The organism is Planomicrobium stackebrandtii (genome assembly GCF_030814955.1).
Taxonomy (GTDB): domain Bacteria; phylum Bacillota; class Bacilli; order Bacillales_A; family Planococcaceae; genus Planococcus; species Planococcus stackebrandtii.
In genome coordinates, this window is the sequence record NZ_JAUSWB010000001.1 from 335,198 (window position 1) to 351,462 (window position 16,265).

Sequence of the window (16,265 nt, forward strand, 5' to 3'; positions counted from 1 at the left end):
CGGAATTTATATTGACTGTTTTTACACAGCTGTAAATAATATCGGTCAATTTGATAAACACCACTCTGTACTAAGATGCACTTTCTTGAAAAAGTGACTAAAAAATCATCAATGTCGATTAGGAAAAAGAATTTTCTTACACAAAAACTTCTTGTGGGAGCATTTTAAATTTAGTAAACGTGTAGAAGTATCAGTTTCATCATTACTAAGCAGAATATGAACTGGAGTCGCCGTTTAACGCTTGGAGGGGAAATATTGAATTATAAAGAATTAGATCATCCAGGTTTGATGGACAGTCGTGACGAATTTTTGATTGCTATTGACAGCAATGGAGTCATGTTGCATGTGAATGAAGCATGGATAAACTTTTGCATGACACAAAACGAAAAACATTTGTCGTGGCTACCCGGAGGAAATCTCTTTGACCACTTAAATAAACGCGGCAAAGACGACGAGATTGAGTTGCTTCAACAAGTGTTAAATAATCAGGTGAAAGAACAGAAAATTATGTATCCCTTCAAGATGAAGGACGGTAAAATCCAATGGCTGCAAGGCAAAGTGCGAAAGTTGCTGACTTCTTCAAACCTTCCTAATAGCGCACTGCTGTCCTTTAAGCTAGTCAGCCTCGAATCTTCTCAACTGATTACGGCTGAGCTTGTACTGGAAAGTATGACGGAAGGGTTTATTTTGTTGGACAGCAATATGCAAATCGTCTATCTTAATAAAATCGCAGAAAAATATCTACGCAACAGCCGAGAAAATGTCATGCTTGGAAAACAAAAAAACTGGTTTTCAGACACAGCCAATGCAAGCTTTTACAGCAATTGTAAAAAAGCTTCAACAAATCAAATGGTTCAGGAATTCATTGACTACTTCGAGCCATTGGATACATGGTTTCAAATTAAAGTGTGCCCACTCACAAACGGAAGCTTGAGTGTTTATTTTCATGATGTCAGTGATCAAAAGATAAAAGAGGTTCAGATAGCAGAATCTACTTACTATGATTATGTCACGGGTCTGCCTAACCGAAGATCATTGATGCTGACTGCCGGCTCATTGATCAGCAGAAAGAAAAAGTTCTCAGTTTTTCACATTTCCATTGATAAATCCAACTATATTCATGCCTTTGATCATTACAATACGAGTGAAGCACTCATGAAAATTTATGCGGATAAACTAAAAGGATTTTCCAGTGAAACTTGTCATGTTGGCAGAATGGAAGGCAATGAATTCATTGTGTTGCGTGAGCCTGTTCAAAAAGAAAGTTTGACAGATGTCGCGAAACAGATGGATGAAGTTTTTTGTCAACCGATCTCTTTAACCAGCTCCCAAAAGATGAATGTCAGCATCAGTATTGGAATCACCTGCTTTCCTTATGATGCCAGCACCATGAATGATTTATTTTCCTGTGCAGAAATTGCCATGCATGAAACAAAAATCAGTCCTGGTTCTTTTTATTCTTTCTACCGCCCATGGATGAAAGTATCCTATAATCGCAAATTGATTATTGAAAGGGATTTGTCACGCAACTTTAAGGAACTTGGTTATTATTACACTCTGCAGCCGCAAATAGACGGCAGTTCCGGCCAAGTAGTCGGAGCAGAAGTTTTATCCCGGTGGCTTCATCCGGAAATCGGAGAAATTTCACCCGTAGAGTTTATCCAAATTGCAGAGGCTTCCGGTCAAATAAATGCGCTAACATTGCATTTGCTTGACGAAGTCTTTATCCAGATCAAGGACTGGCAGAAAAAATTTGACTGGAAGCAGCGTATTGCGATCAATATGACCTCTTCCCTTCTCAGCGACCCTGTTTTTTTTGATAATTTCTTTGAACTTATGGAGAGACGAAAAATAAATCCCAATCTGCTTGAAATTGAAATTACTGAACAAGTAGAACTAATATACTCTCCACAAACTTTGGAAACCCTGCTGCTCTGTAAATCCAAAGGCATCTCCATTTCTGTTGACGATTTCGGCACAGGATTTTCCATGATTTCTTACTTAACAAATTTTCCAATCAATAAAATAAAAATTGACCGATCTTTTGTTAAGAAAATTGGACAGGATCGAAAATCAGAAGCCGTATTAAAGTCCTTAATTTATCTGGCTAAAAGCATTGAATGTGATCTTATAGCTGAAGGTGTTGAGCGTATAGAGGAAGTTGAATTTCTCAGGGAAAATGGCTGTGATGTTTTTCAAGGATACCTGTATGATAAGCCGATGAAACCGACTGATTTCGAGTCCAAGTATTTACAATTTGACTCAAAAAACTCAGTTAACACGAAACGGCTAAAAAGTTTACCTTATAGCTGAATACCCCAACAGTGGGATAAGGATTCAATGGAGAAAGGAAATCCACAGATGGAAAAAACTAACGAACTTCCCTTTGATAAGGCTTTTATGGCGGCCATAAAAGATATGGTATTTATCGTCAAAATTGAAAGCAATTCAATCCTCACATATGCGTTCTTAAACCAAGCCGTATTTGAACGAACCAATTTAACAGAGACTGCTATTGGGAAAACGTTTCAAGAAGTCCATGAAGGCAATTTAGCTGATGTCCTAACAATGAACTACGGACAAGTACTGTCTATCAAAGAAGCGGTTACTTATGTCGATTCATATATTTCACCGGCAGGCAATTCCTATTATTCGGAATCCACCTTAACTCCATTGTTCAATGAAGATGGAAATTGTTCGTACATCATTGGGGTGGTCAAAGACACTACTGCTGAGAGGCTTGCAAAAATGGAAAGCCAGGAAGCCTGGAAACGGATAAAGGAAAGCCGTTCCCGCTATCGCTCACTTTATGACAACAATGCGAATGCCATTCTCTCGCTAGACTTGACCGGACGAATCCAGACAGGGAACTCAGCGGTTGAGCAGTTAACAGGCTTCTCACCATCTGAAATTACAGGTGTTGAATTCAGTAAATTTATCTACGGAAAAGATTCCAAATTGCTCGATATTCATTATAAGCAGACATTAATTGGAGTCATACAAGATCTTCGTACAAAGTTCCGTGACAAATCCGGGCATTTGATCGGTGTCTCCATTCAATTTGCGCCGATTGAAGAGGAAAGCGAAATTGTTGGGATCTATGCGGTGCTGCGGGACATGAGGGAAATCGACCGCCTAATCAATCAATATGCCGAAAGCGAAAACCGCTTCCGGATTATTGCGGAAAATGCACATGATGTCATCGTGTTGATGAATTACAAGGGCGAAATTTTGTATGTCTCCCCTTCTATTGAACGGGTGTACGGGTTTATTCCGGAAGAATATATGGAAAAACCGCCTTTTCATAACGTCCATCCGGAAGATATATCGCTCGTGAAAAACATCTACAAGCAAGCTGTTAAAGAAGCAAAAAACTATGTGATTGAAATCCGGATAAAGCACAAAACCACTGGCTGGCATTGGTCTGAATTGCAAGGAACCCCGATTTTCAATGAACAAGACCAGTTTATTCATATGCTGACCATCACACGTGACATTACGCTGCAAAAAGAACACGAAGCCAAACTTCATTACTACGCATACCACGATTCGTTGACAGGATTGCCGAATCGGCGGTTTTTCAAACAACGATTGGCTGAAGAAATCGCTTCCCGTCAGGATAACAATGAAGTTTTGGCGGTAATTTTGCTGGATATCGACCATTTCAAGAGAATCAATGACCAATTGGGCCATGAAGTGGGCGATGCGGTCATCGAGGAATTTGGCCGGCGCATCAGCCATCCTTTAGAAGAGCGCGATCTGGCGGCTCGCCTCGGCGGAGATGAATTCGTGCTGCTTTTGCCAAGTGTAACCACGCGCGAAGGGGCGGAACAAATCGCACAAAAAATTCAAATGGCCATGAAAGCTCCGTGGACAATCAACAATGGCCCACCGCAAGTTACTGCCAGCATGGGAATTACACTGATACCCCTTCCTGAGGCGACCGTCTCATCTGTTTTGAAAAGTGCAGATCTTGCCATGTATGAAGCAAAAGAAGCTGGAAGAGGAACCTATCGCTTACTGAGCCTGTAATTTATTGGCCGCTCACAAGACTGCAAAACAAACGTTAAATTTACTACATGATAAAAAGGAGTTTTACGATGCACCCCCCGCATACTGAAGGTATCTTTCCCGTGGTATTGGCAGATACAAACCGCCTTTTGGGCGAAGGTTTAAAGTTGATTTTAAACGATTTAGGGAATGAGTTTTCAATTATTGATCAACAAAGCGGCCTGTTCAACCTGCGTGCTTCTTTGGAGGATTATAGTTCAAAAATCATATTAGCAGAATTATTTAGTGGGGATTCACTAGGAATTACTGAGCTGCAAAATTTTATTTCGGAATATCCGAAAGCAAAAGTAGTAGTTTATTCGGTATCAAAGGAAAAAGAACATGTTCTCGAAACTCTAAAGTACGGTGCTGTAGGTTACCTTTCAAAAGGAGCCGAAATTAGCACGGTAATCGAAGCCTTGCGCACCGTTTCACGAGGCTACTACTATATAGATCCTTGGCTTGCTCAGTTTTTAGTAAAAGAAATTCAACAGTTGCACGGAAAGATAAATGACAAGGAACATTTTTCGATTCAGATTGCAGATCCATGTCCCGAGCTCCTTACTAAAAGAGAAATGGAAATTATTCGCTTATTAACTGAGGGGCAAAGCAATAAATCTATAGGTGAAGTTCTTCACATCAGTGAAAAAACCGTTAAAAATCATGTATCCAAAATGCTGGCTAAACTAAAATTGGTAGATCGGACTCAAATTGTTTTAAAAGCCATCAAAAGTGGCTGGGTAGCATTGTAAAAACTAACGGGCAATCAATCCTCAAAGTCGGATTGATTGCCCGTTTTTCATTTAGACTGCGCATTATGCCCAGTGGTTCAAGCTAATTAGCATTTTACACAGCAGCTGATTAATCAGATTCGGAAGTCGGCAGAATTTGTTTCTAAACTACCACTGGTAGCTTTAAAAAATGAAGTTATTTGCCACATTCTCTTATCCAATATGACTTTAGGAGGCAATGGCAGTTTTGTGAAATTCTTGGCACCCGCTCCAGGTTTTCCAGCAACTGAGCATTAAAATAGAGAACTCAGCAACCGAATGTTACGTTGGAATATTTATAAAAGCGTAATATTACGAACACTTCAACCATAATTTAAAATACACAAAAAAAGTCCGCAAATGTAATTAAACATTTTACGGACGTTCACTTCATACCAAACTGTAAAAAAGTGATAACTAGTTTTTCTTTTCATTCATCTCTGCCACTGCTGCATCGTATTTATCAAAATCAAACTCGACGCTTCCCGGCTTGTAAAAAAAGAGAATAGACTCTTTTTCTCCCTGTGACAGTAAAAACGTCACGACAGCTTTCGGGCTTTTCATATCGATTCCCGCATGGTTGGCATCGGATAGCTTCGCTAAAATATTTTCAGGTGTCTTGCTCACTCTATACTCCCTTTCCTGCTTGCGGTAAATTCCGAATGTCCAAAATGGTCGGCAAACTCTCGAAGTCCGGTCTTTGTGTCATTTCCATCAGCAATCGTGCTGTTTCTTCCGGACTGCTGAGCAAGCCGCTTTTCTTGTAATCCAAGAACTTTTCAATCAAAGGAAAATCTGCTGCTTCGCTTTTGCGAATTTTTTCCTGCATCCCCGTATCAATAATGCCTGGTGCTACAGAGACCACTTTGACACTCTTGTTTTCCGCATCCAGGCAAGAGCTGTAATGATCAAGACCCGCTTTTCCGGCACAATAAGCACTCCAGCCTTCATATACTTTGCGGCCCGCTCCAGATGAAATATTGACAATTTTTTTATCTGCCGGACTGTTTTCCAGCTGACTGATAAACGCACCGCACAGCAGCATCGGCGCCGTCAAGTTGAGGACAATGCTTTGGCTCACTTGTGCTGCATTATTCGCATGGGCAGGTCCGATTGGTTCGATGGTTCCAGCGTTATTAACTAAAACAATGGTTTTGATTTTTTTAGTGATTAGCTCCAACGCTTGAGCAATCATGTCTTCAATCTCTTCAAGGCGAGTCAGATCGAAAGGCAGAAAGTGCTCACCTGGCCAATTTTCCGGCTGGGTGCGTGCAATTCCAATGACTATGTGCCCCGCGTCAATGAGTTGGCGGCTCCATTCAAGACCAATTCCTTTGGATGCTCCGGTGATGATGTACGCTTCTTTTTCCATCATGCCTCACTGCTTTTTTGGTACATGATTTCTCCTGCCACCACTGTCATAACCGCCTGAGCTTCCAAAATCTGTTCTTCATTTCCATCGAACAAATCCCGGTCAAAAACGGTGAAATCGGCGTCAAATCCTTCGCGAATCACACCGCGTACAGCTTCTTTGCAAATAGCCGCTGCACTGCCACTTGTATACAACTGAATGGCTTCAAAGCGAGACAACTTTTCTTCCGGCTGATAGCCTTCATGCGTGTCATAAGGCTTTCTGCGAGTAACGGCAGCGTAAATGCCAAGGCATGGATCCACTTCTTCAATCGGTGCATCTGACCCGCCGGCGCAAATCAGACCATGATTCAACAACTTTTTCCAAGTATACGCCCACTCCAAACGGCTTTCTCCGAGACGTTCCACAACCCACGGGAAGTCAGAAGTTACGAAGCTCGGCTGAAGATCTAGCGCCACATCGATTTGTTGCATCCGCTCTACCAAATCTTCACGGACCACCATTGCATGTATCAAACGGTCACGCTTACCTGCAGGCACCGGATGCGCTTCAATGGCATCCAATGCCATTTCCAATCCAAGATCGCCGATAACATGAATCGCTACTGCCTCACCGTGCTTCCGGGCAATTGAAACGAGGCGTTTAAACTCCTCGTCCGATTGAATGGCAACCCCGATTGTTGAAGGGTCATCATTGTAAGGCTTGCTCAGCAATGCCGTACGTCCGCCAATCGAACCATCCGCGAAAATTTTCATCGGGCCTGGATCGACAAATGGTTCTGCGTACGAGGCGTTTTCCATCATTTCCTCAAATGCACTATGGGCTCTGAGCAAATGTGCACGGAACTTCACCTGTTTGCCAATGACATTTTTGAAAGCCTGCAATGGACGTGAATAATGGCCGTAGTATCCCATGTCCTCAGTATGTGCACCGGTCAAACCGAGCGACAGCAAATCTTCGACAGATTTATGCAGAGCGCGCGTCAAGTACTCAACACTCACTTCCGGAACCTGGTTCGCAACCAGATCCTGGGCTGCATCCAATAAGTAGCCGGTCGGTTCTCCGTCAGCATCACGGACAATCACGCCGCCTTCAGGATCCGGGCTGTCTTTGGTAATGCCCGCAAGCGACAAGGCGCTTGAATTGGCTAAAACTGCATGGCGGCAAACCCGTTTCAGCATCATTGGTGAGCGGCTGATTTCATCGAGTTCGTTGCGATGGAAGATTTTACGGTCGGCAAAGTTGTTTTCATTCCAGCCTTCCCCAATAAACCATTCGTCTTTGTTAAGTTCCTTCGTTGACTCGACCAATTGCTCGCGCATTTCCTCCGAGCTTGCGATTTTTGACAAATCGACGCGCATCAATTTCTCTCCATGGCCGATCATGTGCATATGGCTATCGACAAATCCAGGGTACATGCTCTTTCCCTGCAAATCAATTTCCGTATCCGCTTGTTCTTTTAACTCTTCGTATGTTCCAACTTTCTCTATGTGATCATCAGACACCAGTACCGCTTCCGCGACAGCGCCTTCTGCTTCCATTGTATAAATTGTTCCCCCATGCCATAACATTTTCATCAAACCACTCCTTTTCTCTCTTCCCATCATAAGTTTAATTGCCTCCGCATTCAATACGTTAGAATTGAAATTTTCATCGATTCGCTCACAAGGTAAAAAGACTTGCATATATGTTATACTGTTTCTACTTATAGAAAGCAGAGGTGAACCCTCCTAGTCGGAGGGACGTATTGGACAGTATACCCATTCTCAATTTGTTATTGGTCGCTCTTTTAATCGGGCTGACCGCTTTATTTGTTGGATCAGAGTTTTCGATTATCCGTGTCAGAAAGTCCCGAATTGATCAGCTTGTATCAGAAGGCAATAAAAATGCCATTTTGACACAGAAAATCATCGGCAATCTGGATTATTATTTGTCTGCCTGCCAATTGGGAATTACCGTTACAGCACTTGGCCTTGGTTGGCTGGGCGAATCAACTGTCGGCCAAATTCTGCACCCGGTTTTTGAAAACTTTGGCGTCGAAGAACCGACTGCGTCGATCTTCTCCTTTATCATTGCATTTACTATCATTACTTTCCTGCATGTCGTCATCGGTGAACTGGCACCTAAAACGCTGGCGATACAATATGCGGAAAAAATGGCTTTTATCTTTGTCCGTCCGCTTTATGTGTTCGGAATCATTTTGGCACCGTTCATCTGGCTTTTGAATGGATCTGCCCGTCTGCTGCTCCGTGCTTTCGGCATTGAGCCAGCGGTGCATGAACAGGCCCATTCGGAAGAAGAGCTGAAAATCATCATGACGCAAAGCTATCAAAGCGGTGAAATCAATCAAACGGAACTATCGTACATGCAGAACATTTTTTCTTTCGACGAACGCATGGCAAAAGACATCATGCTGCCCCGGACACAAATGGAGACCATTTCACTTGAGATGAGCCATGACGACTTGATGGAAATTGTACGTGACCATCAGTACACCCGTTACCCGGTCACTGAACAAGGTGACAAGGACGATATTCTCGGTTTTGTCAACGTCAAGGAAATGCTGACCAATTACACTTACAAACAGGATTTGAACGACAGCATCGTCGTCCACGATATTCCTTTTGTCCATGATATGGCACCCATACAAGATGTGCTGCTGAAAATGCAGAAAGAACATGTCCATATGGCAATTGTTGTTGATGAATATGGCGGAACTGCCGGAGTCATCACAATGGAAGATATTTTGGAAGAAATTGTCGGGGAAATCCGCGATGAGTTTGACGAAGATGAACGCGATGAAATCAAGGCAGTCGATATCAATAATTATTTATTGAATGGGCGTGTGCTGCTTTCAGATCTGGAAGATCGTTTTGCCATCGAGTTTGATGACAGTGAAGACGTCGATACCATCGGCGGCTGGATCCAATTGCAAAACACCGATATTAATGAAGGCCAATCGGTTGAATTGTCGAATCACTCGATCACTGTACGCGAAATGGAAAATCATCAGATTATCCGTGTGTTGTTGACGCGCAATACAGAGCTAGCTGAATAACCAAAACTCCCCGCCAGCATACTGCTGGCGGGGAGTTTTTTCATTCTTTTTCCAATAATGATTTTTCGTATTCGAACTTCTTCATGAGCATTTCTCCTGAATAGCCTTCTTCGATCAATTTCGCCAAAATCTTTCTGGTTTCATCGTCTGCCGCTTCCGGATGTTCGCCTCGGTCAAATTCGACGACATTTTCAGCATCGGTAATCCAATCCGAGAAACTGCCCATATAAAGCCTAAGCTGATCATAGCCTTTTTCAGCGAGAATAGCATACAAAGCTGCAGCCGTAACACCGCTTCCGCAATAGACAACGGCCGGTTCATGCTTCTGGACGACATGGCTAGTGTCTTCTTCCGTCTGGAATTCGCCACTAGAGACAAATTGTGCCCAGTCCAAATTTCGTGCTCCGGGAATCCGTCCGGCAACCGGGTCAATCGGCTCTTCCAGTCCTGCGTAACGCGCTGCAGAACGTGCATCAACCAGCACCCCCAACTCATCACCGCCGATGACAGCTTTCACATAGTCCTGATCCGCAAAAATTTCTTCGTTAAAATCAGGTTCGATTTGGCTTGGCTGATGGCTCGGCATAACCGTAGATACAGCAATGCCTTGTTGCTTCAGCTCGCCAAAGCCTTTTTGGCTGATATGGACATTTTTAAATCCTGCGTATTTCAGCAGCCACCAAGCACGCGCCGCATAAGGCGAACCGCCTTGATCATAAATAATGATGGAGTCCTCTGGATTGAAGCCGTTCGATTGAAGCAAACGGGTCAGCTGCTGATTGGACGGCATAGGATGCCGCCCTTGAACTGCAGACATGTCCGACATGTCTTTTTCAAGATCCCAAAATACAGCTCCTGCTACATGCTCTTGCTCATACAAACTTCTGCCTGCTGACGGATCCTTTAAATCAAATCGTGCATCAATCCATCTATGGTTTTCGGTATCGGTCGTTTCAATAAAAATTGACATCGTCTACACCCTTCCATCCATTAAGTTTGAATACAACTCTTTCCATTGTGCTAATCTTTCGGATTGCTGGAGCAGCGTACGTTCTGAATCGATCTGATCGACCGCCTGGCGAAGAATATGCTGGCGAAGGCCTTCCGCTTCCTGCTCAATCCAAAACTCCGCCCAGTTGCCCAGTTCTTTTTTCTCTAGTTCCAGATAGCGCAAGGCATCCGGCTCCATCATTGTCTGCAGTGCATCGCGCAGCTTTTCTTTTTCATTTTTCTCGAAAAAACTCTTATTGTTCTTGTAATACGATTTGACTGAGGAATAGTCTGCGTTCACAAACGGCTTAGCAATATCCAGCGAAACAGCTTCCTGAACTTCGTAAGGTGTAAATGAAAAATCTGCATTCTGCTCTTTCAGCTTTGCCGTATCTTCCTTGAAGCGCGATTCCAGTTTCTTTTCAATAAATTGGGCAAGGCGGAAATTGGTAACGCGCAATTCCTGCTGAAAATCAAAGCCGGCCATTTCGTTCATGTCCTGCAAAGCAGTATCCAGTGCCGCTTGTGCCGATTTGTTTGAAAAGACCGATGGATTGAATGCTTCTTTAAAAAAGTCGTTGAAACGATAAAAGACTCGCTGATTGACGTAATACAATAATTCATCCAGTTCCTGCAGCGCTTCACGCTCCAATAGTTTGGCAATTGATGCGCCAAACAAGATGCGCAGCTGCTGTTCCAAATGCTTGAGTTCCTCCAGCCGTTCGTCTTTTCTTAACAAGTTCTTTTCCGTCTGTTCGATCAGGCTGCGGAAGCGGTCCACCGTTTTTTGCTCTTCTTCCGCCAGCGACTGGACAGCCATGCCTTTCAGTTCTTCTTTCAAGAAGTGTTGAAACGCTTCTTCGAATTGCGGCATGCCGGAATGCTCCCGGTCACGCAGCGCCAAAAGACTCGAAACGCCAAACAATCGTGGAAACCTGATGCCGAAGCGCTGCAATTCATCTTTGACATATGTGACGACCGCATCTTTTTCCTGCTCGTCATTGGCCAAGTCGATGGCATTGACGACGAAGAACATCTTATCCATTTCAAACGCATCCTTGACTCGTCCGAGCTGGATCAGGAATTCACGGTCTGCCCGCGCAAACGCATGGTTGTAATAGGTGATGAACAAGATTGCATCCGCGTTGCGGATATACTCGAAAGCAACATTCGTATGACGTGCGTTGATGGAGTCTGCCCCTGGCGTATCGACGAGTGTCACGCCATTGCGCGTCAATTCGCAATCATAATAAAAGTCGATTTCGTCGACAAAGCAACTTTTCTCTTCTTTTGCTACATACAAACCAAAGTCTTCCCGGTTGGTCCGCAAAGTTTCACCTAAGCGGTCCTTAAACTCCGGATACCCTTTATTGAAAGCTAATATGAATGACTTGTGGACTTGCTGCTCTGTCGGAGTATCTTCCGGCAACTTCACTGATTTGGCATAGGCATCTTCCAGTGAAGTCACTTCAATCCCCAGAACATGGAAGGAATTTGTAACGTCTTCTGTCATTTGCGCAAGCGTCTTTAAACGCACATCTGCTGTTTCGTGAGGATGCTTTTCAGAGACTGGCCGGATTCGGTTGATGGTCGCCGTTGTCGGATTCGGCGACACCGGCAAGACCGTTTCCCCCATCAAAGCATTTGAAAACGATGACTTTCCTGCACTGAAAGCACCGAATAAAGCAATGGTGAATTCCTGTCCTTCAAGACGTCCCGCTTTTCGTTTCAAGTAAGCTGCTGTTTCAGCAAACCCTTTAATCGGGTCAATCACTTCGGCAGTACGCTTGGCACGCTCGAGTACCGCGATTTCGTCAAATGCTGCCACTTCCAGCGTTTCAGTATGCTCAGTTTGTTTTTCCTGCTGCTGATCATTTTTTTCAAGCATTGCCGGATTAAACTCTGTCATTTCTTCAATAGACACTTCAAATTCGCCGAGCCACTGTTCCACTTTTTCTTCGGCTGCCGTTTTTTGTTTGGGCAGCATTGCCGAATAGGATTTTTTCACTTTATCTATTTTGATGTCCATTTCTTCAAGGGTCTGGATAGCCAGCACTTTTTTGGAGAGGGTCTGAGCTTTCATGTCTATTTCTGTGCTGGCATCGTCCGTCAGTCCATCAAACTTTTCTTCCTGCACCTTTTTCCAGCCATCTGTTTCGCGGATAAACCATCGCTGCACGGCCGTTGAAATGCTATTGGCAAAATTCAACACGGCATCACCAGTCATCGAAGCACCGGTTGGCGTTTGATCTTTAACAACGGAAAACGGAACATCAAAAATCATGTCATCTATTGCCAAAGACTCGCTATCGGTCAATAGACCGGCATCTTTCAAAGATGCTTTCATCAGTTTTTTCAAATGGCTGGTGATTTGGGAAGACACAGTCGACTCCAGGCGCTCGTCCACTTCCTGCTGCCTTTTCTGACGTTCTTCTTCTGTCTTTTTGCCGCTGAACAGCATGCCAACTTTGAAATTCGGCTGAATCGACTCCAAGTAATTGGTTAAAGCACTGCGCAGTTCGTAAGGCATAATGTTCGAGTTTTCCAGCAAATCTTTGCGGCTTTTTTCGAATTTGGCTTGCCAGTTTTCAAAATCCTGCACAGACATTCTGCGTGACACCAAAGCGTTTTCCTTTTTCAGGTCTTCGCGCATTTCCCATTCCTGTGGATCGAGGACTTCCGAGAAAGCCTGCAATCGCTCTGCTTTTTCATCTTCTAAAAACTGGATGTGTTCATCTTTGAGTTGACTTAAGGCAGAATCTGATGCTTCTCCGACATGGCCTTTCCAGTCCTGCATAGTCGAGGAAACGAGGCCTTTAACCTGCTCAAAATCATTCCCTGGAAAATCGAAATCCTTCAGCGACGTAAAGAAGATGCCTTTCGGAACGACTCCCCATGCCGCAAACGAGTCATGGACGGATTGCTGGAAGTCCGCAAAGCTCATTTCGCTGTTTTGATGCTTGTCGATTTGGTTGACGATCAAGTACAGTTCGGTGTATTTCTGCAATTCTTTTGTAAAATTAAAATTCAATTCAGATTGCACATGGTTATAGTCCATGACGTAAAAGACCATATCCGCCACGTGCAGGGCAGATTCTGTGGACATGCGGTGGGCGTCATCCGTAGAATCGACACCCGGCGTATCCATGACGGTAATCCCATTTGGCAGGACGGAAGCTTGATGGCCGATGTCGATCTGCGTAACGTCCCCGCTTTTGCAAAATTCTTTTACCGCGTTAAAATCGTAAGTTTCCGGAAAATAGACCGGCTTTTCGTTCCGCATATTAACGATGGCGAAGTCGGTGTCCGCTTTTTGGACATTGACAATATTGGCGCTTGTCGGAATCGGGCTTGAAGGCAATAAAGTCTCGCCTGTCAGTGCGTTGATCATAGAAGACTTGCCGGATGAAAAATGGCCGGCAAAACCGATGATGAAATTATTCTTCAGGATTTTCTTTGCAAATAAATGGGCTTTCGCTTCCCGTTCGGTATCTTCGTTATCTTGGAAGATCCGGTAAAGATGAGCCGTTTCAAGTAATTCTTTTTTATGATCAAGAACTGTCATTTAGAAATCTCCTTCTCCGCTTACTGTCCTCTATCATATCATTTTTAGGAGAGAACGAAAAACATCCTTCCCGATTTTGGGAAGGATGCTGTTTTTCTTATGAAAATCCATGGATGGACATGCCGCCATCGACAAAAAGCGTCTGGCCGGTTATGTAACTTGCGGCATCAGATGCTAAAAACACCACTGGAGATGCAACTTCCGGCAATTCTCCGACGCGCTTCATCGGCGTAACGGCCAGTATGGAATCCAGGTATTCCGGATCGCTTAAAATCTTTTCCGTTAGCGGCGTTTTAAAATACCAAGGTCCGATCGCATTGACCCGGATGTTCTTCGGCCCCCATTCCATTGCCATGACCTTGGTCATTTGGATGATGGCAGCTTTTGACGCGGCATAAACCACCCCCGTCTTCAACGCACGGTCGCCTCCGACTGAGCTGATGTTGATGATGGAGCTGCCGCTGTCCATTCTTTTAACTGCTTCCTGAGAAAACATAAAGACGCTTTGTGCGTTGGTATCCATGATTTGATGCCACTCTTCGTCGGTTGCATCCGACAAAGAAGAACGGATGTTCATCCCGGCATTGTTGACCAGAATGTCAATCGATCCAAATTGCTCGACCGTTTTCTCCACAGCAGCCTGTATGTCGCTGCGTCGTGTGATGTCAGCTAGCACATACCCCGTGCGGTCATTGCCAATTTCCTGCTGGGTGTGCAGCAGATCCGATTCGGTCCGCGCCACCAGCATCACATTGGCTCCTGCTTCTGCAAGCGCCATAGCAATCGCTTTGCCAATTCCTTTGCCGGCTCCGGTCACGATTGCCGTCTTGCCTTCCAAACTGAATGATTTCAACATCGTTTATCGCCTCCGTCCTTATTATAATCAAACAGTTTGCTTTTTGTCTTTTAATAATCGTAAGAAAAGCCACCGTGAAAATACACGGTGGCCAGTACTTATTTTTCCAATTGATAGATCTTTGAATATTTCTCTTCCAAGTAGGCAGCCAGATAATCCGGGTTCAAACCTTCTCCGGTAACATCCTGCAAAATATCCAATGGCTTTTTGAAAGCCCCGTGTTGATGAATATTAAGGCTCAACCATTCACGGATCGGCTGAACGTTGCGTTCCGCCAAAAGCTCATCGAAATTCGGCAAGTCATTTATCATAGCGTTCTTAAACTGTGCAGCATACATATAACCTAAGGCATACGAAGGGAAATAGCCAAAGCTTGCGCCTGCCCAGTGAACATCCTGCAGAACGCCTTCCGCATCATTTGAAGGACGAACGCCCAAATATTCTTCGTATTTATCGTTCCACAGCTGCGGCAAGTCGCTTACTTGAAGATCGCCATCAAAAAGGCCTTTTTCAAGCTCGTAGCGCACCATGATGTGCAAAGCATACGACAGTTCATCAGCTTCAATGCGGATCAACGAAGGTTTGGATTCATTGATTGCACGGACGTAGTCCACCAGCTCGACATCGGCAAACTGCTTCGGTGCATATTCTTTCAGCAAGCTGAAGTTTTGCTGCCAAAAATGTTCGTTGCGTCCGATAAAGTTCTCACAAAACAAAGACTGCGATTCATGAATCCCCATGGATGCGCCCGTTTCAATCGGCAAACCTGCCAATGGCTCGCCCAAGTTCTGCTCATACATGGCATGGCCGCCTTCATGAATAGTGCCAAAAACAGCTGTGCGGAAATCGGCTTCGTCGTATTTTGTCGTCACCCGAATGTCCTGGCGATTGATGGATATCATGAATGGGTGAACCGTTTCATCCAGCCGTCCTGCTTCAAAATCATAACCAAGCTGTTCCAGCATCTGGCTGCTGAAATCCTGCTGCGCTTCTTTTGGAAAATGCTCATACAGGAAAGCCGTCTCGGGTTTGTTTGGTGAAGCCGCAATTTTTTGCACAAGCGGCACAATGCGTTCACGCAGTTTGCTAAACACTCCATCGAGAATTTCGGTGGTCATGCCAGGCTCATACTGATCGAGCAAGGTATTATAAGGGCTGCCATTTTTCTCGCCCCAGTAGCCGATCATCTTTTTCGTCGTGCTGACCAGCTCTTCCAAATAAGGAAGAAACAAAGAAAAATCAGAAGCTTCTTTGGCGTTTTCCCAGATGGATTCTGCTTTGGATTGCAGTATGATGAACTTTTTATATTCTTCCGGAGGAATTTTCTTGCTTAAATCATATTCCTTGCGTGCTTCTTCTACAGAGCGGCGAATATACGGATCCAGTCCTGCCTGTACTGCTTCCAGAGAAGTCAGCAATTCGCCGAACTTGTCGGACGTCGATAAATTGAATACTTCCTCAGACAAGGTACCAATAGTCTCAGAGCGCAATTCCACCCCTTTTTTCGGTGCACCTGTTCGCAAATCCCAGTACAATAACGAAATTGCTTCATTATAGCCTTTGATCTTGCTGAAATGTTCGGTAAACTGCTTTTCGAGTGACAC

General features: G+C 44.2%; 11 protein-coding genes. 4 read left to right on the plus strand and 7 right to left on the minus strand.

Going from position 1 to position 16,265, the window contains the following annotated elements; genetic code table 11:
- The first annotated feature begins 255 nt into the window (after positions 1-255).
- From QOZ98_RS01790 to QOZ98_RS01800, 3 genes are all read left to right on the plus strand, one after another.
- Positions 256-2,313, plus strand: coding sequence for a sensor domain-containing protein (locus tag QOZ98_RS01790; RefSeq protein ID WP_308785834.1), 2,058 nt, complete (start codon positions 256-258; stop codon positions 2,311-2,313).
- 48 nt (positions 2,314-2,361) lie between these two features.
- On the plus strand, positions 2,362-4,032 hold the full coding sequence (locus QOZ98_RS01795; protein WP_308785835.1) for a sensor domain-containing protein: 1,671 nt from the start codon (positions 2,362-2,364) through the stop codon (positions 4,030-4,032).
- A 68-nt stretch (positions 4,033-4,100) separates the two neighbouring features.
- Positions 4,101-4,802 carry a response regulator transcription factor gene (locus QOZ98_RS01800; protein ID WP_308785836.1) on the plus strand — a complete coding sequence of 234 codons (702 nt, stop codon included), beginning with the start codon at positions 4,101-4,103 and terminating at the stop codon, positions 4,800-4,802.
- A 435-nt stretch (positions 4,803-5,237) separates the two neighbouring features.
- Here QOZ98_RS01800 and QOZ98_RS01805 read toward each other — a convergent pair whose 3' ends face one another.
- Genes QOZ98_RS01805 through QOZ98_RS01815 form a run of 3 tightly spaced genes read right to left on the minus strand, consistent with a single transcriptional unit; the run spans position 5,238 to position 7,769 of the window.
- Complete coding sequence (locus tag QOZ98_RS01805; protein WP_308785837.1) at positions 5,238-5,447, minus strand: hypothetical protein; 210 nt, start codon at positions 5,445-5,447, stop codon at positions 5,238-5,240.
- A 1-nt stretch (position 5,448) separates the two neighbouring features.
- Positions 5,449-6,192: an SDR family NAD(P)-dependent oxidoreductase gene (locus QOZ98_RS01810; RefSeq protein ID WP_308785838.1), complete on the minus strand. Its 744-nt coding sequence runs from the start codon at positions 6,190-6,192 to the stop codon at positions 5,449-5,451.
- Positions 6,192-7,769: an amidohydrolase gene (locus QOZ98_RS01815; RefSeq protein WP_308785839.1), complete on the minus strand. Its 1,578-nt coding sequence runs from the start codon at positions 7,767-7,769 to the stop codon at positions 6,192-6,194. Before QOZ98_RS01815 ends, QOZ98_RS01810 begins: the two co-directional genes overlap by 1 nt.
- A gap of 170 nt (positions 7,770-7,939) precedes the next feature.
- Here QOZ98_RS01815 and QOZ98_RS01820 point away from each other — a divergent pair, with 170 nt between their 5' ends.
- The gene (locus QOZ98_RS01820; RefSeq protein ID WP_308785840.1) at positions 7,940-9,250 is read left to right on the plus strand and encodes a hemolysin family protein; all 1,311 of its coding nucleotides are present in this window, start codon (positions 7,940-7,942) and stop codon (positions 9,248-9,250) included.
- A 40-nt stretch (positions 9,251-9,290) separates the two neighbouring features.
- Here QOZ98_RS01820 and QOZ98_RS01825 read toward each other — a convergent pair whose 3' ends face one another.
- From QOZ98_RS01825 to QOZ98_RS01840, 4 genes are all read right to left on the minus strand, one after another.
- Complete coding sequence (locus tag QOZ98_RS01825; RefSeq protein WP_308785841.1) at positions 9,291-10,220, minus strand: sulfurtransferase; 930 nt, start codon at positions 10,218-10,220, stop codon at positions 9,291-9,293.
- 3 nt (positions 10,221-10,223) lie between these two features.
- The gene (locus QOZ98_RS01830; RefSeq protein ID WP_308785842.1) at positions 10,224-13,805 is read right to left on the minus strand and encodes a dynamin family protein; all 3,582 of its coding nucleotides are present in this window, start codon (positions 13,803-13,805) and stop codon (positions 10,224-10,226) included.
- A 97-nt stretch (positions 13,806-13,902) separates the two neighbouring features.
- A complete protein-coding gene (locus QOZ98_RS01835; RefSeq protein ID WP_308785843.1) occupies positions 13,903-14,661 on the minus strand; it encodes an SDR family NAD(P)-dependent oxidoreductase in 759 nt (252 codons plus the stop codon).
- 98 nt (positions 14,662-14,759) lie between these two features.
- Complete coding sequence (locus tag QOZ98_RS01840) at positions 14,760-16,265, minus strand: carboxypeptidase M32 (protein ID WP_308785844.1); 1,506 nt, start codon at positions 16,263-16,265, stop codon at positions 14,760-14,762.

Excerpts from the sequence above, each read along its gene's own strand:
- QOZ98_RS01795 (WP_308785835.1), top strand. The coding sequence starts at position 2,362 with ATGGAAAAAACTAACGAACTTCCCTTTGATAAGGCTTTTATGGCGGCC.
- QOZ98_RS01830 (WP_308785842.1), bottom strand. The coding sequence starts at position 13,805 with ATGACAGTTCTTGATCATAAAAAAGAATTACTTGAAACGGCTCATCTT.
- QOZ98_RS01835 (WP_308785843.1), bottom strand. The coding sequence starts at position 14,661 with ATGTTGAAATCATTCAGTTTGGAAGGCAAGACGGCAATCGTGACCGGA.
- QOZ98_RS01800 (WP_308785836.1), top strand. The coding sequence starts at position 4,101 with ATGCACCCCCCGCATACTGAAGGTATCTTTCCCGTGGTATTGGCAGAT.
- QOZ98_RS01825 (WP_308785841.1), bottom strand. The coding sequence starts at position 10,220 with ATGTCAATTTTTATTGAAACGACCGATACCGAAAACCATAGATGGATT.
- QOZ98_RS01810 (WP_308785838.1), bottom strand. The coding sequence starts at position 6,192 with ATGGAAAAAGAAGCGTACATCATCACCGGAGCATCCAAAGGAATTGGT.
- QOZ98_RS01815 (WP_308785839.1), bottom strand. The coding sequence starts at position 7,769 with ATGAAAATGTTATGGCATGGGGGAACAATTTATACAATGGAAGCAGAA.